The 23195-nt window shown below is 32.5% G+C and carries 28 protein-coding genes; 25 read left to right on the top strand and 3 right to left on the bottom strand.

All coding sequences use genetic code 11. The annotated features are described in order from the left end of the window. Window positions 1-285 precede the first annotated feature (285 nt). The 10 genes from MUW56_RS06705 to MUW56_RS06750 all read left to right on the top strand — a co-directional run bounded on the left by MUW56_RS06705 (window position 286) and on the right by MUW56_RS06750 (window position 10662). Window positions 286-978 (top strand): DUF2490 domain-containing protein, encoded by a 693-nt coding sequence (locus tag MUW56_RS06705; protein WP_292012468.1) that lies wholly within the window; start codon window positions 286-288, stop codon window positions 976-978. A gap of 24 nt (window positions 979-1002) precedes the next feature. Continuing rightward, window positions 1003-2289 (top strand): citrate:proton symporter, encoded by a 1287-nt coding sequence (locus MUW56_RS06710; RefSeq protein ID WP_292012469.1) that lies wholly within the window; start codon window positions 1003-1005, stop codon window positions 2287-2289. 43 nt (window positions 2290-2332) lie between these two features. Beyond that, window positions 2333-3544, top strand: coding sequence for a cation:dicarboxylase symporter family transporter (locus tag MUW56_RS06715; RefSeq protein WP_292012470.1), 1212 nt, complete (start codon window positions 2333-2335; stop codon window positions 3542-3544). Window positions 3545-3599: 55 nt separating this feature from the next. Next, entirely contained in the window at window positions 3600-4331 is a 732-nt protein-coding gene (locus MUW56_RS06720) for a hypothetical protein (protein WP_292012471.1), read from the top strand. Between the two features lie 463 nt (window positions 4332-4794). After that, entirely contained in the window at window positions 4795-5073 is a 279-nt protein-coding gene (gene groES, locus MUW56_RS06725; RefSeq protein ID WP_167022675.1) for a co-chaperone GroES, read from the top strand. A gap of 34 nt (window positions 5074-5107) precedes the next feature. After that, complete coding sequence (locus MUW56_RS06730; RefSeq protein WP_292012472.1) at window positions 5108-5467, top strand: four helix bundle protein; 360 nt, start codon at window positions 5108-5110, stop codon at window positions 5465-5467. Between the two features lie 54 nt (window positions 5468-5521). Further along, window positions 5522-7147, top strand: a complete 1626-nt coding sequence (groL, locus tag MUW56_RS06735) for a chaperonin GroEL (RefSeq protein ID WP_292012473.1) — start codon at window positions 5522-5524, stop codon at window positions 7145-7147. Window positions 7148-7369: 222 nt separating this feature from the next. Continuing rightward, on the top strand, window positions 7370-7822 hold the full coding sequence (locus MUW56_RS06740) for a hypothetical protein (protein ID WP_292012474.1): 453 nt from the start codon (window positions 7370-7372) through the stop codon (window positions 7820-7822). Between the two features lie 261 nt (window positions 7823-8083). Next, window positions 8084-9295 carry an AbiH family protein gene (locus MUW56_RS06745; protein ID WP_292012475.1) on the top strand — a complete coding sequence of 404 codons (1212 nt, stop codon included), beginning with the start codon at window positions 8084-8086 and terminating at the stop codon, window positions 9293-9295. A gap of 338 nt (window positions 9296-9633) precedes the next feature. Next, the gene (locus MUW56_RS06750) at window positions 9634-10662 is read left to right on the top strand and encodes a PIN domain-containing protein (protein WP_292012476.1); all 1029 of its coding nucleotides are present in this window, start codon (window positions 9634-9636) and stop codon (window positions 10660-10662) included. A gap of 82 nt (window positions 10663-10744) precedes the next feature. Here the strand turns inward: MUW56_RS06750 and MUW56_RS06755 are convergent, their stop codons facing one another. Then, window positions 10745-11053 carry a helix-turn-helix transcriptional regulator gene (locus tag MUW56_RS06755; protein ID WP_292012477.1) on the bottom strand — a complete coding sequence of 103 codons (309 nt, stop codon included), beginning with the start codon at window positions 11051-11053 and terminating at the stop codon, window positions 10745-10747. A 578-nt stretch (window positions 11054-11631) separates the two neighbouring features. On the opposite strand from MUW56_RS06755, the gene MUW56_RS06760 reads away from it, so the two are divergent. The 9 genes from MUW56_RS06760 to MUW56_RS06800 all read left to right on the top strand — a co-directional run bounded on the left by MUW56_RS06760 (window position 11632) and on the right by MUW56_RS06800 (window position 18001). Beyond that, window positions 11632-11979: a hypothetical protein gene (locus tag MUW56_RS06760; protein WP_292012478.1), complete on the top strand. Its 348-nt coding sequence runs from the start codon at window positions 11632-11634 to the stop codon at window positions 11977-11979. Then, the gene (locus tag MUW56_RS06765; RefSeq protein WP_292012479.1) at window positions 11969-12157 is read left to right on the top strand and encodes a hypothetical protein; all 189 of its coding nucleotides are present in this window, start codon (window positions 11969-11971) and stop codon (window positions 12155-12157) included. Before MUW56_RS06760 ends, MUW56_RS06765 begins: the two co-directional genes overlap by 11 nt. A 532-nt stretch (window positions 12158-12689) precedes the next feature. Next, the gene (locus MUW56_RS06770; protein ID WP_292012480.1) at window positions 12690-13436 is read left to right on the top strand and encodes a hypothetical protein; all 747 of its coding nucleotides are present in this window, start codon (window positions 12690-12692) and stop codon (window positions 13434-13436) included. 173 nt (window positions 13437-13609) lie between these two features. Then, on the top strand, window positions 13610-13933 hold the full coding sequence (locus tag MUW56_RS06775) for a hypothetical protein (protein ID WP_292012481.1): 324 nt from the start codon (window positions 13610-13612) through the stop codon (window positions 13931-13933). Beyond that, window positions 13917-14870, top strand: a complete 954-nt coding sequence (locus MUW56_RS06780; protein ID WP_292012482.1) for a toll/interleukin-1 receptor domain-containing protein — start codon at window positions 13917-13919, stop codon at window positions 14868-14870. The genes MUW56_RS06775 and MUW56_RS06780 overlap by 17 nt, the downstream gene beginning before the upstream one ends. Before the next feature lie 404 nt (window positions 14871-15274). Then, complete coding sequence (locus tag MUW56_RS06785) at window positions 15275-15499, top strand: hypothetical protein (RefSeq protein WP_292012483.1); 225 nt, start codon at window positions 15275-15277, stop codon at window positions 15497-15499. Between the two features lie 259 nt (window positions 15500-15758). Next, a complete protein-coding gene (locus MUW56_RS06790; RefSeq protein ID WP_292012484.1) occupies window positions 15759-16607 on the top strand; it encodes a nucleotidyltransferase in 849 nt (282 codons plus the stop codon). A gap of 46 nt (window positions 16608-16653) precedes the next feature. Beyond that, the gene (locus MUW56_RS06795) at window positions 16654-17241 is read left to right on the top strand and encodes a hypothetical protein (RefSeq protein ID WP_292012485.1); all 588 of its coding nucleotides are present in this window, start codon (window positions 16654-16656) and stop codon (window positions 17239-17241) included. Window positions 17242-17248: 7 nt separating this feature from the next. Further along, on the top strand, window positions 17249-18001 hold the full coding sequence (locus MUW56_RS06800) for a GGDEF domain-containing protein (protein WP_292012486.1): 753 nt from the start codon (window positions 17249-17251) through the stop codon (window positions 17999-18001). An 89-nt stretch (window positions 18002-18090) separates the two neighbouring features. Here the strand turns inward: MUW56_RS06800 and MUW56_RS06805 are convergent, their stop codons facing one another. Continuing rightward, window positions 18091-18324: a helix-turn-helix transcriptional regulator gene (locus MUW56_RS06805; protein ID WP_292012487.1), complete on the bottom strand. Its 234-nt coding sequence runs from the start codon at window positions 18322-18324 to the stop codon at window positions 18091-18093. Window positions 18325-19306: 982 nt separating this feature from the next. On the opposite strand from MUW56_RS06805, the gene MUW56_RS06810 reads away from it, so the two are divergent. Beyond that, the gene (locus MUW56_RS06810; RefSeq protein ID WP_292012488.1) at window positions 19307-19624 is read left to right on the top strand and encodes a hypothetical protein; all 318 of its coding nucleotides are present in this window, start codon (window positions 19307-19309) and stop codon (window positions 19622-19624) included. Window positions 19625-19875: 251 nt separating this feature from the next. Here MUW56_RS06810 and MUW56_RS06815 read toward each other — a convergent pair whose 3' ends face one another. Continuing rightward, the gene (locus MUW56_RS06815) at window positions 19876-20223 is read right to left on the bottom strand and encodes a helix-turn-helix domain-containing protein (protein WP_292012489.1); all 348 of its coding nucleotides are present in this window, start codon (window positions 20221-20223) and stop codon (window positions 19876-19878) included. An 83-nt stretch (window positions 20224-20306) separates the two neighbouring features. Here MUW56_RS06815 and MUW56_RS06820 point away from each other — a divergent pair, with 83 nt between their 5' ends. The 5 genes from MUW56_RS06820 to MUW56_RS06835 all read left to right on the top strand — a co-directional run bounded on the left by MUW56_RS06820 (window position 20307) and on the right by MUW56_RS06835 (window position 23167). Further along, window positions 20307-20831 (top strand): hypothetical protein, encoded by a 525-nt coding sequence (locus MUW56_RS06820; RefSeq protein ID WP_292012490.1) that lies wholly within the window; start codon window positions 20307-20309, stop codon window positions 20829-20831. Window positions 20832-21012: 181 nt separating this feature from the next. Then, entirely contained in the window at window positions 21013-22014 is a 1002-nt protein-coding gene (locus MUW56_RS06825; protein WP_292012491.1) for a kelch repeat-containing protein, read from the top strand. Beyond that, window positions 21989-22171 carry a T9SS type A sorting domain-containing protein gene (locus MUW56_RS22805; protein WP_367118503.1) on the top strand — a complete coding sequence of 61 codons (183 nt, stop codon included), beginning with the start codon at window positions 21989-21991 and terminating at the stop codon, window positions 22169-22171. Before MUW56_RS06825 ends, MUW56_RS22805 begins: the two co-directional genes overlap by 26 nt. A gap of 123 nt (window positions 22172-22294) precedes the next feature. Further along, window positions 22295-22948 carry a DUF4919 domain-containing protein gene (locus MUW56_RS06830; RefSeq protein ID WP_292012492.1) on the top strand — a complete coding sequence of 218 codons (654 nt, stop codon included), beginning with the start codon at window positions 22295-22297 and terminating at the stop codon, window positions 22946-22948. A gap of 48 nt (window positions 22949-22996) precedes the next feature. Continuing rightward, window positions 22997-23167, top strand: coding sequence for a hypothetical protein (locus MUW56_RS06835; protein ID WP_292012493.1), 171 nt, complete (start codon window positions 22997-22999; stop codon window positions 23165-23167). Window positions 23168-23195: the final 28 nt, after the last annotated feature.

Consider the following 23195-nt stretch of genomic DNA (forward strand, 5'->3'; position numbering starts at 1 on the left):
ATAAAAAAGAAGAAAATATGCTGAAACCTCAACAAAAATTTCCAGCGGTACTTCATAAGGCTCCCAAGAATCTTATTATTAAATAAAATTCTGATAATCAATAAAATAATAATAAAATTAATGATTAAGAACATCCTTTATCTCTTATTTTGAAAACCATCAAATATAATATCTTTTTATGTCAAAATGCAGTTCACTGATAAAAACTGTCATTGATTGAAAAATTCATAAGCCGCTCCTTCTAATAAATATATTTGAGAAACCGCAATGTTAATCAAATATTATATGAAACTTAAAATAAAATTAACTCTTATTATATTATTATTCTTATTCAACGGTTTTCTACGGGGTCAGAGTAAAGACAATTACAATATGTGGTTTCAGTATCTGATGTCGGCAAAAGTTTCCGATAAAAATACTTTAACGGCACTCACCCAATACCGCTCTTTTGATTTAGCGTATGACACCAGGCTTTTCCTTCTCAATGCCTATCTGGATTACGAAGTTGCCGAAAATATCAAACCCGCTGCAGGTGCTATGTTTTTGGTATTGGAATCCTATAATTCTGATGATTCAAAAAAGATAAGATATGAAAAAAGACCTTTCCAACAGGTAACTGCTGATTATTATATCGGAAGGACCTCCCTATCCAACCGGCTCAGAGTGGAAGAACGCTTTATCAGCAATCCTGATGAATTCCAGGTAAGAATCCGGTATCTCATCTCTGTCAGAATTCCTTTCCATAAAAAAGGAGAAAAAGAAAAGCTCTACGGTATTCTTAAAAATGAGATACGAATGAACATGGAAAAAGAAGAACCCTTTGACAGCAACCGCATCACAGCAGGAATTGGAATAAAAACAGGAAAAAATTCTGCCCTGGAAATCGCATTCATCAATCAGCTGGAAACTAAGAAAACAAGCAACTACGGGTTTATAGGTTTCAGAAATAACTTCGACTGGAGAAAAAAACAAAAATAACTACTTCATTAACATCTATACATTATGCTTACATTTCTTGGTTTCTTAATGATCTTCATATTCATGATCCTCATCATGAATAAAAAAATGACTCCTCTTACAGCTTTAGTTCTCGTTCCGGTTCTTATTGCACTGGTGGCAGGCTTTGGACCAGACCTGGGAAAAATGATGAAGGACGGAGTAAAAGAAATTGCGCTTACAGGCGTCATGCTGATTTTTGCCATTCTTTATTTCAGCCTGATGATTGATACCGGGCTCTTTGAACCCCTTGTCAACGCTATTTTAAAAGCCATAGGAGACAATCCGGTAAAAACAACCCTGGGAACGGCCATTCTCACTACATTAGTATCATTAGACGGAGATGGTTCTTCCACATATATTATTGTAGTCGCGGCTATGCTTCCCCTTTATAAAAAACAGGGTATAAATCCTTTAGTTCTTACCTGTATCATTATGCTGGCGGGTGGTATCATGAATATCTTACCCTGGGGAGGCCCTACGGCAAGGGTAATGAGCTCCCTGAAACTGGGACATACTGAAATATTTGTCCCGATGATTCCAGTCATGCTGATCGGCCTTGCCTGGGTATTTATAGTGGCTTATATCCTCGGAGTAAAAGAAAGAAAGAGAATAAATAAGTATGGCAAGTATACAAGGTACAGCCAACAGGATATCGTAGGCGAAAATGATCCGGCATTGCGTCGTCCGAAGCTGCTTATCATCAATCTGATCCTGACCCTCATCCTTCTATGTGTAATGATCCTGGATCTTATTCCTTTAGGAATTGCCTTCATGATTGCTTTTTGTATTGCCTCTGTGATCAATTACCCGAAACTTAAGGATCAGCAGAAAATCATTTCAAAACATGCCGGCAACGCCTTGTCCGTGGCAGGAATGATTTTTGGTGCAGGTATTTTCACCGGAATCCTTAACGGCACGGGAATTATGCATTCCATGGGAAACAGCATTATCAATATCATTCCGAAAAACTGGGGCAGCTGTCTTAATATTATTACCGCGGTATTCAGTGTTCCCCTTACCTTTTTCCTCACCAACGATGCTTATTATTTCGGTATACTGCCTGTGGTCACTGCGACAGGTCACCAGCTGGGTATTTCTCCTGATATTTTAGGCCGTGCCAGTCTTGTAGGGCAGGCTTCTCATTTGCTGAGTCCTTTGGTTCCATCAACTTATTTACTGGTTTCGCTGGCCGGTGTTGAATTTTCAGACCACCTGAAATTTACCTTAAAATGGGCTATCGGCTCTTCAATAGTAATGCTGCTTGGCGCGCTTATTCTTGGCGTGATATAAATCATATGTATAAATTTCGTATTCTTATCCTGTCAAAAACGATATGATGGCTCCTTTATCCAATGAAAAAACCTTTACAGACTCCTATTTAAGGAATCTTACCCTCTACGTGTTTACCGCTATTATCTGCGGGGCATTAACGGGGTATTATTTTCCTGAAATCGGGTCACAGCTGGAAAAGGTCAGCCACTACTTTTTTATACTTCTTGAGGTTCTTATCGTTCCTGTTATTTTCATTGCAGTAACCTATGGAGTGAGTTCTATTTTCAGCATTGAAAATGCTTTTAAAGTTGTGGGACAGATGATTCTTCTTTTCCTGCTCGTGACTTCTGTCAGCATCCTGCTGGGTATGGGATTTAGCCTTCTTTTAAAACCGGGAGCCAATACAGGAATCATTACAGCAGCCCATAAAGAACTGCCCCGGCATTTTTTAATCAGTTCCGGGAACCGCCTGCCTGTCAGCAATTATATCATTCTCCTTTTCGTATCCATGGTGACAGGAATCGTTATCGGCCTTTCCAGGGGAAAAAAGAAGTTGCTCACGATATTAGACAGAGGCAGAGATATATTCTTCAAGCTTATAAAATATGTTTATATTTTTCTTCCGGTAGTTATTTTTTGCAACATTTCCTATGGCATATCTGTCTATGGAATCAATACGCTTTTACCGTTAAGTAAAATTGTAGCTACCGTTTACCTTACCTGCCTTGTTTTTATTTTTGGAGTTCTGGGATTGGTCAGTTATTTGTTTAAAATCAGCTTGTGGGATTTTCTGATCAGCATCAAAGAGGAAATTATACTGGTGATTGCCACTTCTTCTTCAAAGACGGCATTTCCGATGATCTTTGAAAAAATGGAATCCCAGGGATATGACCGGAAAATTCTCCGTTTTGTCATTCCTCTCGGATATAATTTCAATCTGCCGGGAGCCTGTATCTATCTCTCTATTTCCTGTATTTTTCTGGTTCAGTTCTATTCTATTTCCCTTACTCCAAAAGATTATTTCTGGCTTTTCCTGGTTATTTCTATGGCGTCAAAAACAGCTTCAGGCGTTCCGGGATCAGGTTTTCTGGCTCTTATGTTTACCCTTAACAGATTTGGAAAAATTCCTGTGACAGATCTTGCGCTGCTCTACAGTGTGGACCGTTTTATGAACGAAGCAAGGTCTGTAACCAATTTTATAGGGATCGCCGTTTCAGGAGCTGTCCTCTCCAAGATCAACCAGCGGCGGCAAGACAAAATTCAATCTGTATAACGCAACAAACTATGTAACTTTTTGATAATCAGCTCTACTTATTCACTAAAAAACTATGAAATCATTGATTCTATTTTTATTGATAAGCAGTGCTCATTTATTTTCGCAAAAAATCATTACCCCGGCAAACGTGAGCCTTGATCATACCATGATAAAAGACGAAACCTCCGAAGCCATCTGGTATGCAGAAAATGCAGGTTCAAAAGTAGAAATCGGCAGCATTATCACCCGGATTAAAAAATTAAATCCCACCGATCTGCTCATTAAAACCAGTGTAAGCATGAAACAGATGCCGAATGCCGCATGGACAGATTCAACCATTGTAAAAGCCAATAATTTTCTGCCGGATTATCATTCCTCTTATAATTCTATGAGAGATATGGTGATGAAATCCGGAAAAAACAAGGTTACGGGATATTACCTGGACAAAAAATCCCGGAAAAAAGATATCATCGATATTCCCGCTGCCGATTATTTTGACAGCAGCAGCTATCCGGTGCTGATCCGGTTCTTGCCCCTGAAAGAAAAATATACCGCTGAAATCTCTATTGTTGACTACAATCCCAAGTCCGTAAAAAACGGAATGATGAAAGCCTACATCCTTGGGGTAGAAAAAACCGATTACAAAGGTCAAAAAGTCTGGGCAGTGAAAACAACTGATGACATTTCAGACAAAACAACAACTACAACCTACTTTATTGACATTGACACGAGAAAGGTCCTGAAACAGGAAATAGATATGGCAGGAAGAAAAATGTCCCTGGAACTGATCAAGCAACCCTCTTAACAACTGATAACCAAATCATTATTTTAAAAAAAATAATTAAAATATATCACTCGTTAAGGAAAAAGTTTTATATTTGAATCACTTCTTTTACACCAAATGTCAAAAACCTGATTGACTTTAAATGTTCAGGAATCATACAAACAAAAAATTATTAACTATGAAAAATGCTAAATTATTAAGCCGTGATGCTCAGAAATCCATCAACGGCGGTGCTGTGGGACGCTTTTGCTGTGAATACAATTACAAAGGACAATGTATCCTATGGATTGGACCTGGACAATACTGCCCATAAAAGCTAGCTCACAGCCATACCAACAAAAGCCGGATATCTCCGGCTTTCTTTTTTTTATTTTTCTGCCAAATTTTCACATTCGGGAATAAAATTCTGCCATTTCATCCATCAGCGTCTCATGGCATACATTTAGAGAATTACAAGAGAGAAATAATTAAAAAATAATATATTATGTCAGTAAACTTTAAACCATTAGCAGACAGAGTTCTGGTAGAACCAATCGCTGCAGAAACTAAAACAGCTTCAGGTATTATTATCCCGGACACTGCAAAGGAAAAGCCGCAAGAAGGTACTGTAGTGGCAGTAGGTCCTGGTAAAAAAGATGAGCCTACAACTGTTCAGGTAGGGGACAAAGTTCTTTATGGAAAGTATTCAGGTGCTGAATTGAAGTTAGAAGGGAAAGATTATTTAATCGTAAGAGAGGCTGATCTATTAGGAGTTATCGGGTAAAACGCAGTAGGCATTAAGCTATAAGCAGTAGGCAATGAGAGACTACAAAAAATATGACATCTGGAAAATTGCTCATGAACTGGTAAAAGAAATTTATGTTATTTCTGAAAATTTTCCTAAATCAGAACTTTTTGGTCTTACTTCTCAAATCAGAAGAGCAGCCGTTTCTATCCCTACCAATATCGCAGAAGGTTGTGGAAGATCCACTGACAAAGAATTCGCAAGATTTATAGAAATAAGTATAGGTTCAACAAATGAAACTGAATATCTTCTTTTACTTTCTTGTGATTTAGGCTTTACTTCTGAGGATAAAATAGCAGGCCTTAATGCAACACTGAATTTAACCAGACAAAAACTTATACAACTTAGAAAAAAATTATTAAATAATAATTAATTGCTACAGGTAAAAGCATATTGCTTAAAGCCTATAGCCTAAAGCTTAAAAATTATGGCAAAAGAAATAAAATTCGATATTGAATCAAGAGACGCTTTAAAGAGAGGGGTAGATGCATTGGCTAATGCAGTAAAAGTAACTTTAGGTCCTAAAGGGAGAAATGTAGTGATCGAAAAATCTTTCGGTGCTCCACACGTAACTAAGGATGGTGTTTCTGTAGCAAAAGAAATCGAACTTGAAGACAGAGTAGAAAACATGGGAGCGCAAATGGTAAAAGAAGTTGCGTCCAAAACTAATGATATCGCAGGAGACGGTACTACTACCGCTACTGTTTTAGCCCAGGCTATCGTAAGAGAAGGTCTTAAGAATGTAGCTGCCGGTGCTAACCCAATGGATCTTAAAAGAGGAATCGACAAAGCAGTAACGGCTGTTGTTGAAAACCTTAAAGCACAGTCTCAGACTGTTGGAGATTCTACAGAAATGGTAAAGCAAGTGGCTTCCGTTTCTGCTAACAATGACGAAACGATCGGTGCTTTGATCGCTGAAGCGTTCGGAAAAGTAGGTAAAGAAGGAGTAATCACTGTAGAAGAAGCTAAAGGTATCGATACAACAGTAGACGTTGTAGAAGGGATGCAGTTTGACAGAGGATACCAGTCACCTTACTTTGTGACTAACCCTGAGAAAATGTTAGCTGAACTAGAAAACCCGTATATCCTTTTAGTAGAGAAGAAAATCTCTTCAATGAAAGAATTGTTACCAGTTCTTGAGCCAATTGCACAAGGTGGTAAATCTCTATTGATTATCTCTGAAGAAGTGGAAGGTGAAGCTTTAGCTACTTTGGTGGTAAACAAACTAAGAGGTTCTCTTAAAATTGCTGCTGTAAAAGCTCCGGGATTCGGAGACAGAAGAAAAGCAATGTTAGAAGATATCGCGATCCTTACAGGTGGTCAGGTAATTTCTGAAGAGCAAGGTTTCACGATGGAAAACATTTCTTTGGATATGCTTGGAACTGCTGAGAAAGTAACGATCGACAAAGACAACACAACTGTTGTAAACGGTGGTGGTGACGAAGCTAAAATCAAAGGAAGAGTAGCTCAGATCAAAGCTCAGATGGAAACATCTACTTCTGATTACGATAAAGAAAAACTTCAGGAAAGACTAGCTAAGTTAGCTGGTGGTGTTGCCGTACTTTATGTAGGTGCTGCTTCTGAAGTTGAAATGAAAGAGAAAAAAGACAGAGTTGATGATGCACTTCACGCTACAAGAGCAGCTGTTGAAGAAGGTATCGTTGCAGGTGGTGGTGTTGCTTTAGTAAGAGCGATCACTGCTTTGGAAAACCTTACGGGAATCAATTCTGACGAAACTACAGGGATTAAAATCGTGAAAAGAGCGATCGAAGAACCATTAAGACAAATCGTTGCCAACGCAGGGGGTGAAGGTTCTGTAATCGTTGCTAAAGTAGCAGAAGGATCAGGAGACTTCGGATACAATGCGAAAACTGACGAGTATGTACACATGCTTGAAGCAGGAATCATTGACCCTACGAAAGTAACAAGAGTTGCCCTTGAAAACGCAGCTTCTGTATCTGGAATGCTTCTTACCACTGAATGTGTTATCACTGAAGTAAAGAGCGCTGAACCAGCTATGCCAATGGGTGGTGGAATGCCAGGAATGATGTAACGGTCAGCGACCGAGGCATATTAATATACTAACCGTTCTACTTTTTGTAGAGCGGTTTTTTGTTTATATATAAAGTACGGTTTCCCGTAAGGAAGAACTTATACAATATTTTAAATTGCCAATAAAATTGGAACTTCAAATGACATATCTAGATTCTATTTCATTGTCTACAACATAGTTTAACAATAGAATTTTTTCTTTAACTTCACGTAAAACAATAACATGAAAAAAATATCAATAAACAATATTATTAAATTTAGGCTAAAATCAGATAAAAGTCAAAAGGGTTTTCTAAATACTATAAGCAAAGAAGTCGAAATAAAATCTGAAGGTGGAGGAAACTATTGGGTAAGAAGCTTAAGTACAATGAATAATGCCATTAGATTAAATTCTACCGAACCGATTAAAGACAAAATTACTGAACTTTTAGGGCTCTTTGTGCCTTCATTAACAAACCAAACAAAAGACATGTACCAAAGAAATTTAAATATCCTTTATAATTACGAGGATTTTGATTTTTCAATTTGGTTACCCGAGAATTACGAAATAATATCTAAAACAAATAAAAAGTCAATTATTTACATAGAAACTATTCCTGTGTACAGATTACACCAAGCCAAATTTATTCCTTTGAAAAAGAGGGGAAACAATATGTTGGTGCAATTTGGTTTGTAGCTAAATTAGAAGGCTATAATGTATCTGAATTAGGAATGTTTGCTGAGGCGCTTTTTATATATTTATCAAATAATTTCGATCAAAATTTCACTCTATTTCCACAAAATTGTCTTGTAGTTGATGTTCTAGGGAAACGAGAAATAAGTTATCAAGATTTAATTGATGACAATGTTCCTGCAATCCTAAAACCAACATTAGAATTAATAAAAAACCTAAGTTAGACTAAATATTACAAAAAATCATAATACTAATAACAAGATTATGCCGAGAATTTTAATTACTGGAAACGGGTTTGATTTACATCATAAATTACCAACGACTTATAAGGATTTTATAAAAATCGTAGATTATATTTCTCAAAATCACAATAGCGATTTTGAGAATGTTTATAAAAATTCCGATTCATTTGCAATGATAAAAGATTCATTCTCTACAGATATAAAATTTGATCAAAATAACATTGAGTTGATTACTGAAACGGCAAATAAAAATATCCTTTTTAATTTTTTCAAAAATGAACTAGAAATCGACACTTGGATAGATTTTGAAAATAAGATAGAGTACTTATTAGAAAATATATTCTACAGCATTAGAACGATGCGAGAAACTATCTCCTCAGTTGGACCAATTCATCCAAACTCAATTTTAGCTATAAAGACAAAATTAAATAACAATATAATTTTCGCTAAAATTTTAAATTTTTTAAAGATAATTAACGTTCAAAATGAAGGGTTTACTATTAATGAGAAATTTCTAGTAAATAAATATGGATATAATATTGATTTTGATGAAGATAAGATTATAAATTCAATCTACTCTCAATTAATTGAATTTAGAAAATTATTTAATTTATATATTCAAACATTTGTTGTTCCCTTATATGAAAAGTATAATTCTAATGATCATTTATCACAAATTTTCAAAAATATAAACTATTATTTCACATTTAACTATACCCCAACATTTGAAAAGCTATATGATAATAAAGAAATTAGTGTAAATTATTTGCATGGAAAATCTGAGGCTCAAAAAGAAAATATTGTCTTTGGGATAAGCGAACTATTTAATGAAGAATGTCACAAAAGTGAATATATAAAATTTACTAAATATTTTCAAAAATTTAATAATAGAACAGATTTTTATTTTTTAAATCAATTAAAAAAATCTGACTCAGAAAATTATATCTTCTATTTTTGGGGACATTCACTCGACAAATCTGACTCGAGCTATATAAATGAGGTATTTGATTTTATTGATAATGTAGATAGCAAAATCAAAAGAATTGTGATAATTTACCATAATGAATCTTCTAGAACAAAGTCACTATTAAATTTATTTAATATTAGATCTAAAAAAGACATGGAAATGAAAATTAGAAACAAAATTCTTGTCTTTCTACAAAATAACTCTAATGAACTTGCGAACGATCTGAATGAAAATATTATTAATCCTCCGTTGCAATTTTCTTTTTAATCCTCTTCAGAGACTTTGCCTCGCTACTGTGGCTTTGTTTTTAAGGTATATTATTATACTTAAGCCATACAAAAGAATTCGTTCAGTAGCAGTGCCGGGAATGAGGTAATAGCAAGTCGCTAAGACAATTTAATATATAAACCGTTCTGCTTTTGTGGGACGGTTTTTTTTGTTTTTATTATGGTTTTCCATAAGGAAAGAGTATATTTACATTTAATGATTAACAAATAGATAGCCATAATAAGAATAACATTAACGTAATTGCATATAGTATATTGGCGCAATACGTAAATTTGGATGTTATCTGCAATACTTCAAAACCGTTTACATAATAAAAAATGAAATGCAAATTATTAATTGACACTTGTGTTTGGTTGGATTTAGCTAAATCGGTTAAAAATGAAAAATTATTAAGCCTACTTGAAGAGTTTTTACATAATGAAGAAATAGAATTAATTGTTCCACAAATAGTTATAGATGAATTCTCAAGAAATAAAGAAAGGATAATATTTGATGCTAGTAAAAGTATGTCTAGCCATTTTAAAACTGTAAAAAACCTTGTAGAAGAGCACTCTGATAAAGATTTCAAAGAAACGATTCTAACACAACTTAACAACATTGACAAGAAAATTCCCCTTATGGGCGAAAGTGTTTCTTCTTCAATTTCGAGAATTGAGAAATTATTAAGCGAATCAGAAATACTTGAAATAACTGATGCTATAAAATTAAATGCAACACAAAGAGCCATTGAAAAACAGGCTCCCTTTCACAATTCAAAAAATAGCATTGGAGATGCAATTATCATAGAAACTCTTAATGATTATAAAATCAAAAATATTGCTCAAGAGTTTGCAATAATTTTCATTACTCATAACACTAATGATTTTAGTGTCAAAACAGGTAATAAAAAAGACTTTCACGAAGATTTTGCTATTATTTTTGATTCAAATAAATGTCAGTATTTCATTAATCTACCTGAAGCATTAAATTCAATAAATCCTGCACTAGTTGAAGAATTTGATTTTACAAACGATTGGGAATTTGAATTTAGGGAATGGTCAGAAATTTTAGAAGCAGAGGAAGAACTTCGTTTAAAAATTTGGTACAATAGACATAAATTTCGTGAACATCAAATCGAATTGGGAAAAATAAAGATTATTAAACGTGAAGACTTTGATATAAAAACTTCTCAAACAACAATTGTTGATGATATTTGGGAAGGAGCATTAAAATCTGCCAAAAAAGTTGAAGAGAAATTTAGTGATGATGAACTATATTTTGATGATTTTGAATGGGGGATGATTAATGGTAAATTATCTGCTTTAAGATGGATTACGGGAGATGAATGGGATAATTTAGATGGATAAAAGTACTACAGATAACATTGTATTAGCAAAATGTGGAGTAAAAGTCTAAGTTGGATTTTTCTCGCATTTTTTGTCACTAAAATTATTCATCAATTTTATATTTTTCTATATCGAAGTCAAAATCAAATAGTTCTTTTGGTGGAATTTTAAATGCTGAAGCCATTTTAAGAATGGTTTCAATCGTTGGATTTCCTTTACCATTTTCATATTTATTATAATTACTGGAATCAAAAACTGAATTTTGTGCAACAGCATCCATAGAATTATATTTTTCCTTTCTTATCTCCTTGAGATGTTCAGAAAAACACTGCATATACAATTTTAAAACGTCTTTGCTATCCATTAATTTTATAATTAGTAGCAATTTTGCAATTTCAATTAAATATTTCATGGTGATATATCACCATATCTGAAAAAATATATTATATTTGTTAATGGATTACATTTGAAGATGTAATTTTGCGATACTTCAAAGAAATATAGAAGCTATTGCTTAGAATCTTGTACTAGAAAACTGGTAATTTTAAAGCAACAAGATGATAAGTATGAAGCTCACGACCTAGGCGTGGGCTCTCTTATCTGTTGCACGGTATACCAGTACCTCTAGTACAGATATTGTAGAGTCTCATGCCGTTTTTATTTTCATGCTGTTCTGCTTTTCTACAATCATCTTTTTCTAAGCCTGCTTTACAACATAAAGTATCATGATACGGTACAATGGCGTGTACAATCCATTGCGGCTTTAGGGCTTTTAGGAAAACATAAATTCTATCCTATTTTTTTGGTAAGAATATACAATGTTGCACCAGATTATATGGTTTGCTGTCATTCAGAATGTAACGAAGTGAAATGAAGAATCTAAGCCATATTATGAGATTCTTCCTTCGTCAGAATGACAGTAATGTAAAATTGTATATAGCCACTTAAAAAAATTATTAAAAATACATCACCCCATAAAAATACACACTCATGAAAAAAAACAGAACAGACTTTCAATCCCGGCTTGGGAAAGGCCGGAAGAAGCATTGCGGCCTACAGCTGATGGAGACCTATTTTAAGCTCAACGATCTGACAGCATCCAAAGAGCTGTTAAACAGCATTATGAATTATGCTGTCAAAAGAAATAGCTGGATAAAAGAAGAACCGTCCGTCATTTATCATTTTCACCAGGCGATGCGTTCATTCATCCGTGCAGGCTACTTCATCATGCTGAAGGAAAAGAAATATACAGTCGATACTCAATTGGAAGATGTCTCTCCATTGGTCCTTGGCCTGCTTTCGGAGAAAGAATACCAAAATCCCCCTGTTGGTCTTTAAAAAAGCATTCAAAGAATACAGCATCAAGGAATTTGATTATTTTATTTCCGGAATGGTCTATTTCTCACTGGGTGTCTATGACAATCTTCCTGAAAGGAATATGATAAACCCGTATATTCATCTGATCAAAATGCTGGATGCAGCATACCTTATCATTGAAAGGAGAGGAAAAAAATAAAGATAATCCGGCTCTGCAAAATCCCTCGTTGCACAAAGTCAGGAGACTTCGGATAGCAAAGTAAAGTAACAAGAGTTGCTTTTTAAAACGCAGCTTCTGTATCTGGAATGCTTCTTACCACTGAATGTGTAATCACTGAAGTAAAGAGCGCTGAACCAGCTATGCCAATGGGTGGTGGAATGCCAGGAATGATGTAGTAGCAAGTTGCTAAGACAAATTTAATATATAAACCGTTCTGCTTTTTGTAGAGCGGTTTTTTTGTTTGTATTATGATTTTCAGTAAGTAAGTATTACTTAAAGCTTTTAATAAGTAAAACCCAAAGAAATAATTTTTTACATTAAACAAAAAAGGGTTAAAGTAAAATCGCATATATTTTTTCCGTCTTGTCCTTAATATTATATTTTTTCTTAATTTAAACAATCTAAAAAGGACAAGATTATATTTGGTAGAAATTGAAATTTTAATCAAAATTTCAATGTTTTTTCCTAATACTTTTTCCGTCAACAGAAATTCCCCAAACTATATGTTTATATGAAACAAATATCTTTTATTATTTTTTTTTTGATTTTTATAATTACATTTTCTCAAAGAAAAGATACAGTTAATAAAACAAATATTCAGGTTACATCTGCTAAGGCCGAATATCAAAAAGTTGAATTAAAAAATGAAGTATTAGAAAACTATATTAAAACACTTTCTACAAAACAAGAGTCAAAACAATCTATTTGGGACACATTAATTCCCTTACTTATTGGATCATTTTTAACACTAGGAACACAAATTTATTTTGAAAATAGAAAAAATAAAAAGGATAAGGATAATCAAATTCTTGATTCTAAATCAGAACTTGAAAGATTAATATCTCTCTTAAGACATAATTATAACGAACTTGCAATGCACAAATCTCATAAACATTATTGGTATGCCCAATTTCAATATGAAGAAAATTTAGAAACCCCTAATGTAAATGACGTAAATAAATTTTATAATTATCATATTGAGTCTAGCAGTAAAGCAATAATGACAGAAAATGTAATAGCAGAAAATTTTTCAAATTTCACTAAGGAAATATCAAAAATACAACACCTAACAAAACAAAACATTCAAATAAACAATTTATATAATGAATACCTGACTTATACTCCAAAGAAACCTCAAGATATTATGTCAGTACATAGAAGTAATCTTTACGATCTAGCAAGAAAAGAAGAAGACAAATTAAAAGAAGAATATCAAGAATACATTAAAATATTAAATGATATTAAAAATATTGTATAGGCAAGTTTAATACCAACAGATTTTGAAATGTTTACAGTGGTAAACTTCCCTCGCTGTAAATTTGCTTTTAGATAAAATTATTATTAATTCAATATTATAACTACACGAAAGGATTTGTACGGTAATAAAGTAAATTTGAAAGTTATATAACCCCATAAAAAAACTCAGTATTAATGATAAACCAAGAAGACTTGTATCAATATTTATATAATGAAAACTGGAAAGAAATTTTAGATATTTTATACGAAGAAAAAGAAAATATAAAAGATGATACACTTTTGACTTATGCATCAAATATTTTTGTTATAGAATTTCTAAATAAAGTAGAGAACTTTAAAAAGGAAGACAAGGAAATTTTGGAAAATTTGACAACTTTAAATATTCTTCATCACGGGAAATTTTATATACTTTCAAATGAACAACATAAAAAATTAACAATTGAAATAATAAAAAGAAAACCTTTAGAGGAAGCGTTTAATTATGCAAAAATATCCTGAAGATGATTTTTGTAAAAAAGTTATATCTGAATATAATTTACTGAAAGCAAAAGAAGAAGGATCACAACAAAAATATAAAAAGTCTAAAATGCAATTATCCACAGAATTATATAATAGAGTATTTGAATTAATTAATGACCCAGAAGATACTGCCACTTATTTTCCTGGACCAAGATTTATTAATACTGTAAGAAAATTTTCTCCATATCATCCAACTTACACTCAATACATAGAAAAAAGAAATGAAGAAGGTAAAAGTACGAGTCGGAAAATTTTCTACTATGATATTCTTAAAGAACTAGATGAAAATATTAGAGAGCAAGTTATTAAACGAATTTTAGAAATTGTTAGACCATTTGAAGCAAATAAAGTTCAACAAATTGAAAATATTATAGGAGGAAAACCTATTGAAGAAAGAAAAAATATAAATACTGAAAAAGAGAAAGTTTCAGAGAGACCTGTTGTATTCATTTCTTATTCTTGGGATGATGCTGAACACAAAGAATGGGTTTTAAAATTAGCAAATCGTCTTGCAAGTGATGGCGTAGAGGTCATTTTAGATAGATTTTATCTAAAGCCTGGAGCAAACTTACAACACTTTGTTGAAAATAATTTAGGAAGAGCTCATAGAGTAGTTATCATTTTTACGCCTAATTACAAATTAAAAGCTGATAAAAGAACAGGAGGAGTTGGATTTGAATATTCAATTATGAATGTTGAGCTATATAATAATATTACCAAAAACGAAAAGTTTATTCCGCTATTAAGACGTGGAAACATGACTGAAAGTATACCAACTTTTATGCAACAATTTATACATATTGATGTAACTAATGATGAAAATATAGAAAATAGTTATAATGATTTAATTAGAGAGATATACAATGAGCCTGAAATAAAAACTCCTGAAATTGGTTCAAAGCCAAATTTTAAATAATGATTGCATTAAAAAGACTTACCACCTCTTCACCTCCGACTTTGAGCAAATAATAGTCGATATCATTGACTCAACTAAATTAACAAGAGCTACCCTTAAAAACGCAGCTTCTGTATCTGGAATGCTTCCTCATCATTGAAGTGAATAGCGCAAACCAGCTATTCCAATGGGTTGTTGAATGCCAGGAATGATGTAATAGCGAGTCGCTAAGACAAATTTAATACATAAACCGTTCTGCTGTTGTAGGGCGGTTTTTTGTTTCGATTATGGTTTTCCGTAAGAAACTTACTAGATTATTAATTAACTTAGTGAAAAAGTTATATTAAAATTAGTAGAATTAAGAGAGGTCATTTAATTCTTACAAAAATTCACAAAAACTAACAATCAATATAAACTGATAAAATATGGTAAGAAAATATACCGAAATTATTACTGTAAACGTCGAGGTGACAGAAAGAGAAAAAATGAGTGTAGTTATACAAGGTTCAGTAATAGCAATAGCTCAAATAGATAAAAGATTTTATGATAGTATTCAATTATATGAGAATAATGGCTACACAATAATATCAAAGAATAAAGAAAAGTTAAGTTTTGTAGCCACAAGAGACTATGAGGAGGATGAAGATTAGAAAATCAAGGATAGCGACATGACTTGATGTCAATGTCTACTTGCAACTAAAAAACTTCCAGATAAATATAAAAATTAGCTTCCCTATTCCTCCTATTGACCATACTATACCAATTTATGGAATACCAGGAAGAATTTAACGGGCAGCGACTGAGGCAATTTGATATACCACCCTATCTATTTTTCTAAAGCGGTTTTTTCATAAGACCGAAAAATATTTTTACATTTATGTTTTTAATTAATAACTATTAAAAAAAACTATGCCAAAATTCTCTGAACAAACATTAACAAATTGGACAAAACCACCAAGTGATAGCGAACAAACGAAGTTAGAAAACTCTCTACGAATGGTTCGCGATGCAATAAATACTGATCCTAAACTAAAAAATAAATCTAAAGAAATTTTTGGACAAGGTTCATACGCAAATGACACAAATGTTCGTCTCAACAGTGATATTGATATAAATGTAAGATATACTGGTGCATTTTACTACAATATTCCACCTGAAACAAAAAAAGAAGATTTTGGGCTAACTAATCCTACATCTTATTCATTTGAAGAATTTAAAGATGATGTAGAAACTGCTTTAGTAAACCATTTTGGAAGAAATGAAGTAACCAGAAACGATAAATGTATAACTATAAAGGAAAACTCATATAGAATTGAAACAGATGTTGTTCCTACTTGGAATTATCGAAGATATAGCAAAGATGGTTCATATGTTTTAGGTGCAGCTTTTTTCACTGAAGAAAAGAATAAAAAAATAGTCAATTATCCAATACAGCATATTAGTAATGCTAAAGAAAAGAATGCTGAAACGTCTAAAAGGTTTAAAAGACTGACAAGACTGCATAGAAAACTAAGATATAAAATGATTGATGATGGTGAGAACGTAAGTGATAATATTACTTCATTTTTGTTAGAGTGTTTAGTTTGGAATATCCCTAATAGTATTTTTAATAACTATGATACTTGGACAGAAAGACTTAAACAATCTATAATTTATATTTATAATCAAACGCAAACAGATGATAAAAGCTCAGAGTGGGGGAAGTTTCTGAATTACTTTATTTATTTATTGGTAGAAAATGGACTCGGAAAGATGTAAATGAATATATGCTACTTTTATGGAAATATCTAGAATTTAACTAATTATGATAAAATACAATTTGAGAACATTCGCATCAGTATTACTAGGTCTTGCTTTTGTAACCTATATCATTTTATTTGTATGCTCACAGGACTTAAAGAACATTAATTTTCATAAAGCTTTAACTGACATTTCAACTACAATTTCTATTAATATTGGAATTTGGACAATTTTTGTATTTTGGGGATGGAAATTAAGAATATTCTACCCATGGCTAGTTCCATTTCCAGATTTATCAGGTAAATGGGATGGGGAAATTATATCAAGCTGGAACGAAAAACGTGATGAGCCAATTCCAATTACACTTACAATAGATCAAAATTTTTTTAATACTCAAATACAAATTAAAACAGGCGAGAGCAAAAGCTATAGTGTAAGTTCAAATTTTGATATAGACAAAGAAAGAGGATTAGAAAAATTAGTTTACACGTATTTGAATGTTCCAAAATCGACTGTTAGAGATAGAAGCCAAATTCATTATGGTTCTGCTATACTAGAATTTACAGGGTTTAACGTAACAGAAATGGAAGGGGAATATTGGACAGATAGGAAAACGATTGGAAGTATTAGTGTTCAAAAACAAAATAAATAAAATAAGAATGAAGTATTTAATTGAATCATTCAATAAATTTAGAAAAGATGCTTTATCAAAGATTATTTATGATATATTAATATACATAGTGACTGGAATAATATTTATACAAATATTAAAATACATTCCTATTGTAAAAGACTTTTTCCTTGAAAAAATTGAAATTAGTATTTGGCTTTTTATATCTATAATTTTAGTCTCAATTCTATTAATATTTATTTTATATTATATCAGATTTAATAGAGTTGTAAAAAAAATAAAAGAGCAGAATCAAACAGATGAATTAACAAGTCTTAAGAATCATAAAGCATTGGATGAAACTTTGGATTTAATTTTCAAAAACAAAACCAATAAGCCTATTTCTTTCATATTGATAGATATAGATAATTTTAAAAAATTTAATGATGAATATGGATATGATATAGCAGATTTGATAATGAATAAACTTGGGGATTTACTAAAAAGAGATAGCCGAATTACTGATGATGTATTCCGTTATTTTTTTAGAGGTGATGAGTTTTTAATTATCGCTCATGAAACAAATATTTCGAATGCAAAGATTGCAGCAGAGCGAAAAAAACAATTAATTTCTGATGCTAACTTTAATATTAAGGAAAAAAACCACAAATTAACTATTTGTTGTGGTGTTACTGAATTGCAACCAAATGATAACATAGAAACTTTAAAAGTAAGATTAAACCAAGCACTATTACAAGCAAAAAAAAATCCAACAAAAAATAAGGTTGAGATTGTTATATAATAGTTTTTAATTTACCCTGTTACCGAAGTTTCCCGGCTTTATACCCGTAAAATAAAAATACCCCTTTTAAAAACAAACTCCAACTTTCGTCAGAATTTCTCATCTATTTTAAAATCGAATAATTCTTGAGGATGGACTTCTAAGCCTTTTGCTAACTCCTGTATTGTTGAAATTCTTAAATCAACTTCTCCTTTTTCAATTTTGCTGATATTACTATGGTCTACATCACATTTTTGAGCTAACTGCCGATAGCTTAATCCCATCTTCTTTCTAAATTTTTCAACTCTTTTACCAAAAGCTATTCTAAATTCAATTCTATCCATTGCAATTACCATTATTAGAGCAATTTGGAAAGTTTACAATAAAAAACTGTAGTTGAATTAACCTACAATTGAGAAATTATATTATATTTGTACAATAAGCTACAATAAATGTAGCTATGCGATACTTCAACGAATATTAGAAGCTATTGCTTAGAGTCTCGACTTGAAAACTGGTAATTTAAAAGTACACGAGAGGATAAGTAAACAGCTCACGACCTAGGCGTGGGCTCTCTTATCTGTGTACAGGTATACCAGTACCTCAAGTCGGATATTGTAGAGTCCCATGCCGTTTTTATTTTCATGCTGTTCTGCTTTTCTACAAATATCTTTTTTCTAAGCCTGCTTTACCACATACAGTATCATGACATGTTACAATGGGGTGTACAATCCATTGCGGCTTTAGGGCTTTCAGAAAAACACAAATTCTATTATATTACCCTTAGTTTGTATAGGAAGGAAGTTCAGCATTGGCAGAGCTTCCTCCTTTTTTACAGGCAGTAAAAAAAGGTTAACAGAAACAAATAGTATTTAATCAAATAAAGCTCAGCGTACACCCGTATGCCGGAAGTTAGAGTTATGTTTAATACAATCTAGCCAATTAAAATATAAACCATTCAGGGAAATGAAGAGATTAAGATGAGTAAGCTCCATCAAAGATGGATGAAAAAGTAATTCGCTGAATAAAATAGCTCAGCTATGATCTTAATGATTCTTAATCACTTAAAAACTATTAACGGTTAGGAAAAATCATTGTAAATCATATTTATTTTTATCCCCTATAAAAAATACACACCCATCAAAAAAAGCTCCGGGCTCCAGCTGATGGAAACCTTTTTTCAGCTCAATGGCCTGACCGCCTCTGAAAAGATATTAAACAGCATTATGAATTACGCTGTCAAAAGAAATAGCTGGATAAAAAGAAGATCCGTCCGTTATCTTTCATTTTCGGCAGTAGTTTGTACGAGCAGGCTACCTCATCACAATGAAAGAAAAGAAATGGGCCGTCAATACTCAGTTGGAAGATACCTCCCTGTTGGTTTTTGGCTTGCTTTCCGAGAAAGAATATCAAAATGCTTTGTTGGTCTTTAAAAAAGCATTCAAAGAATACAGCATACAGGAATTTGATTATTTTATGTCCGAAATGGTCTATTTCTCACTGGGAATCTATGACAATCTCTCGGAAAGGAATATAGTCAGTCCCTACATCCACCTGACTAAAATGCTGGATGCAGCGTACCTTATTATTGAAAGGAAGGGAAAAAATAAAGCTTTCAAAATTAAAAAAGATGATTTGATGTAAATTCAACTTCTTAATTATAAGTCTGTTTAAACTAACCACAAAAGTTTTTATTTTTTAAACACTTTAGTACACTTTAGAAAGTTTAAAATAATACAGCATAAAAATACATTGAAGAAAAAAAATCAAAGATTTTTTAAAACTTATGTGGACTTATTCTGCGCCAGGATATCCTCTTAAGCTCCCTTAAGTGTTTCAATCTTTTGTGCCTTTTGTGGTTTAATAAAAAAGTTTAAACAGCTTTTATATAAAAATCACTTCTCCTTTATTTTCTTTCTATGCTTCAAACCAAAATTAATTAAGGCATTGACAGCATCTTCAGTTTCTTTGGCATGTGTGGTAAGTGCATAAGAAACGGTAACAGGTTTGGTATTATTAACCGTTCGGGTAATCAGTAAATTATCTTCAAGTTCCTGCAGTTCTTTGGATAGAACTTTTGGACTTATTCCCATAGCCGTTTCCTGCAAATCTTTGAACCGCATTGTTTCGTAATTATACAAATTATGCAGAATACAGAATTTCCACTTGCCACACAATAATTCAATGGCATCTTTAAGGGCCAATATTTTTTCTTTATTGATGTCATTTTTTTTGGTACTCATACAATAGTTACTTTCCAAAAGGTAACGGATAGTAAAGGTAAAGTTTCTTTCAGATAATTTTATACTGTAAAAAAAAATTAAAAATGAAAGTAACAGTAATTGCAAACATTTCAGCTAATGGTAAAGTATTATTATCTGATAATCCACATCATCAGTTGCCACCAGAAGCGATGGATTTTTATTTGGAATTCGCGAAAAAAGCTGGAAACCTTGTCATAGGCTTGAAAACCTTTGAAAATTTTTTAACCTTCCCACAAGAAGTCAAAGAACATTTTAGCGGAATAGAAATCGTAATACTATCTGAAAAATCTTACATATCAAAAGACTACAAGACTGTTGAAAGTCCCGAAGAAGCTATTGAATACATGTCAGAAAAAGGCTTGCACGAAATGGCGGTTGGCGGTGGAACAGGTGCTTTTAATGCCTTTATAGACAAAGATTTGGTAACGGACATTTATTTTAATATTCATCCATTAATCACAGGAGTTGGCGGTGTTTTAGGAAACAGCAGTGAACTGAACTCAAAATTTAAACATAAAGAATATAACCTTAAAGACGGTTTCATTCAACTGCATCTAACCAAAGAAGACCGAATAACAACGATCTAAAAAAGGTGGGTATAGTTTTAGATATATTCTGGACGAAAAAATATCCTTATATGAACCGAAAGAACCTCATCAACTTTTCCCTATCTTTAAACCACGATTATTATCTTAAAGTCCGGTATTAAAAAATAAACTGAATCACTGAAAGAAAATCAAACAGAACCTAACACTAAAACTCATACCCTTGAAAATAAAGTTATTATTCCTTACATTTTTGGGCTCATTACTCACTCATGCACAAACCCTTCATTTTAAAAATCTCGCCAATATGTCTGTAGGCAGAGGGGCTACAGCCAGTGTAATTGTGGGTGATAATATCTATGTGAGTAATGGATATCAGGACAAGGGACCTAATGCAAATTATATTGAGAAGTATAATATTACGGATAACAAATGGAGTGTTCTCAATCCTACTCTACTTTCCAAAAAATTTGCTAATTCGGAGACTTACAATAATAAAATTTATATTTTTAACGGTTGGGGAAACAGCCATCTTGAAATTGTAGACCTTGAAACCAATAAAATAACGAAGGGCGCTGTTAATCGTTCCTATACCGGAAATGCAGGTTCTGCCATCCATAACGGTAAAATATATGTGTTTGGCGGCAGCGGACTGAATGGAGTGGCAACTACGGTCTTTTCTAATAGATTCCAGTATTATGATATTGCTTCAGATACATGGCATCCGTTACCCAATATGCCCACAGCCAGAGAAGCAAAGGGCAAAATTGTGAATGACAAGCTGTATGTCATTGGTGGTTTTAATGGTACCTCATCCCGTCTGATCAATGTTTACGATCTCAACACTAATCGTTGGACCAATCAATATACGATGCCTGCTGGGATATCCGGACATTCATTAGCTGTATCCGGTAATAAGATTTTTATTGCAGGAGGCTATAATAATCAAACTTTTTTGGCCTATTTTGATACTACAACCAATAAGTTCCATCAGTTATCCTCCAATATGATCCCACGAAGACATGCCGCATTGGAAGTATATAACGATAAATTGTATATCATTGGCGGAAGTACAACGTCTCTCACCAGTTCAGCTATTAAAAGCATACAGGTGGCAGATATTAGTGAAAGCGTACTTGCAAATACAACCAATGAGAACCGTATATTGGAAACAAAAGTATATACCAATGCATCCAAAGATGGTTTTATTATCAGCAAAAAATAACAGCAATCAGTTTGAATACACAGTTTACTCAACAGATGGGAAGCAGATCAGTAAAGGTTTTGTCTATTATAATAAAACGATAGATCTATCCAGAGTACAACGTGGGAACTATATTTTTAGTTTTAAAAATGAGAAGGGGGTTTTTACAGCAGATTAAAATTTTCAGATAATATGTTTTCTATTTAATTGCCATACCTTATTAATACTTCCCCCCATTTTCGTCTAACTTTACCTATATTTATTTTTATAAAGCAATCGCTAAACTCAAAACATAAAAACAATGAGAAAATATATTATTTCAGGTATTTTAGTTTTAATCTTTCAGGTATTCTATGCACAAATAAATACGGATCTGATTAAAAAGAATGTTACAGAAAATCCACAGGAAAATTTTTATAAGCTTCTGGATGTATTTAAAGTAAATCCTTCTGAATTGACACAGGAGCAATTGAATCAATTGTATTACGGAAGCAAATTCGTGAAAATTGATTACACCATTGGGAATTATAACAGTGAATCCGGCACATTCTGGAAGCCTGCTCAGAAAAAACTATCAAAAAATAAAGCGGAAAAAATAGTTGCTGAAGCAGAATCAAAATATGCCATCAATCCTCTCAATAAAAATCTACTGGATGATATGATGAATATTTACCAGGCACTTGATGAAATTCAAAAAAAAGAATTATGCTCTAAGCAAAAGGACTTAATCATTCAAACGATAGAAAAAAGTGGCGACGGGAAAAGTGAAGAGAAAGCAATCTGTGTTTTAACCACCGGAGAAGTTTTACAACAACTTGAAAAACTGGCCAACTCTGGACCAAGAGCTGAGTTTAGTCAAAAAATGAAACAACTTCCAGACGGAAGTATACTGACAATTTATAAAATTGGAGACAGAGAAGTATTTATAAAATTAGTGGGCGGATATTTTTTCTAGAAGCTATTTTCGATAAAACTTTACTACTTGTTTAATAAAAATTAGATCATGAAAAATTTATTTTGCTTATTAATCTTCCTTTTAAGTTTAAACTCATTTGCTCAGGCCGGACCACCTCCGCCAGGTTATCCAGCTGAGGAAAATAAAATTTTAATCGACAAACTGATTGAAACTGTTAATTTAAAAAATATATTTATGATTACTGTATTGACAGGATAGATCTCGCATCAAGATTAGAAAAATGGGA

Origin of the sequence: Chryseobacterium sp. (genome assembly GCF_022869225.1) — a bacterium.
GTDB lineage: Bacteria > Bacteroidota > Bacteroidia > Flavobacteriales > Weeksellaceae > Chryseobacterium.

Coding starts and splice junctions, on each gene's coding strand:
- MUW56_RS06705 (WP_292012468.1), top strand. CDS start 286: ATGAAACTTAAAATAAAATTAACTCTTATTATATTATTATTCTTATTC.
- MUW56_RS06710 (WP_292012469.1), top strand. CDS start 1,003: ATGCTTACATTTCTTGGTTTCTTAATGATCTTCATATTCATGATCCTC.
- MUW56_RS06715 (WP_292012470.1), top strand. CDS start 2,333: ATGATGGCTCCTTTATCCAATGAAAAAACCTTTACAGACTCCTATTTA.
- MUW56_RS06720 (WP_292012471.1), top strand. CDS start 3,600: ATGAAATCATTGATTCTATTTTTATTGATAAGCAGTGCTCATTTATTT.
- groES (WP_167022675.1), top strand. CDS start 4,795: ATGTCAGTAAACTTTAAACCATTAGCAGACAGAGTTCTGGTAGAACCA.
- MUW56_RS06730 (WP_292012472.1), top strand. CDS start 5,108: ATGAGAGACTACAAAAAATATGACATCTGGAAAATTGCTCATGAACTG.
- groL (WP_292012473.1), top strand. CDS start 5,522: ATGGCAAAAGAAATAAAATTCGATATTGAATCAAGAGACGCTTTAAAG.
- MUW56_RS06740 (WP_292012474.1), top strand. CDS start 7,370: ATGAAAAAAATATCAATAAACAATATTATTAAATTTAGGCTAAAATCA.
- MUW56_RS06745 (WP_292012475.1), top strand. CDS start 8,084: ATGCCGAGAATTTTAATTACTGGAAACGGGTTTGATTTACATCATAAA.
- MUW56_RS06750 (WP_292012476.1), top strand. CDS start 9,634: ATGAAATGCAAATTATTAATTGACACTTGTGTTTGGTTGGATTTAGCT.
- MUW56_RS06755 (WP_292012477.1), bottom strand. CDS start 11,053: ATGAAATATTTAATTGAAATTGCAAAATTGCTACTAATTATAAAATTA.
- MUW56_RS06760 (WP_292012478.1), top strand. CDS start 11,632: ATGAAAAAAAACAGAACAGACTTTCAATCCCGGCTTGGGAAAGGCCGG.
- MUW56_RS06770 (WP_292012480.1), top strand. CDS start 12,690: ATGAAACAAATATCTTTTATTATTTTTTTTTTGATTTTTATAATTACA.
- MUW56_RS06775 (WP_292012481.1), top strand. CDS start 13,610: ATGATAAACCAAGAAGACTTGTATCAATATTTATATAATGAAAACTGG.
- MUW56_RS06780 (WP_292012482.1), top strand. CDS start 13,917: ATGCAAAAATATCCTGAAGATGATTTTTGTAAAAAAGTTATATCTGAA.
- MUW56_RS06785 (WP_292012483.1), top strand. CDS start 15,275: ATGGTAAGAAAATATACCGAAATTATTACTGTAAACGTCGAGGTGACA.
- MUW56_RS06790 (WP_292012484.1), top strand. CDS start 15,759: ATGCCAAAATTCTCTGAACAAACATTAACAAATTGGACAAAACCACCA.
- MUW56_RS06795 (WP_292012485.1), top strand. CDS start 16,654: ATGATAAAATACAATTTGAGAACATTCGCATCAGTATTACTAGGTCTT.
- MUW56_RS06800 (WP_292012486.1), top strand. CDS start 17,249: ATGAAGTATTTAATTGAATCATTCAATAAATTTAGAAAAGATGCTTTA.
- MUW56_RS06805 (WP_292012487.1), bottom strand. CDS start 18,324: ATGGATAGAATTGAATTTAGAATAGCTTTTGGTAAAAGAGTTGAAAAA.
- MUW56_RS06810 (WP_292012488.1), top strand. CDS start 19,307: ATGAAAGAAAAGAAATGGGCCGTCAATACTCAGTTGGAAGATACCTCC.
- MUW56_RS06815 (WP_292012489.1), bottom strand. CDS start 20,223: ATGAGTACCAAAAAAAATGACATCAATAAAGAAAAAATATTGGCCCTT.
- MUW56_RS06820 (WP_292012490.1), top strand. CDS start 20,307: ATGAAAGTAACAGTAATTGCAAACATTTCAGCTAATGGTAAAGTATTA.
- MUW56_RS22805 (WP_367118503.1), top strand. CDS start 21,989: ATGGTTTTATTATCAGCAAAAAATAACAGCAATCAGTTTGAATACACA.
- MUW56_RS06830 (WP_292012492.1), top strand. CDS start 22,295: ATGAGAAAATATATTATTTCAGGTATTTTAGTTTTAATCTTTCAGGTA.
- MUW56_RS06835 (WP_292012493.1), top strand. CDS start 22,997: ATGAAAAATTTATTTTGCTTATTAATCTTCCTTTTAAGTTTAAACTCA.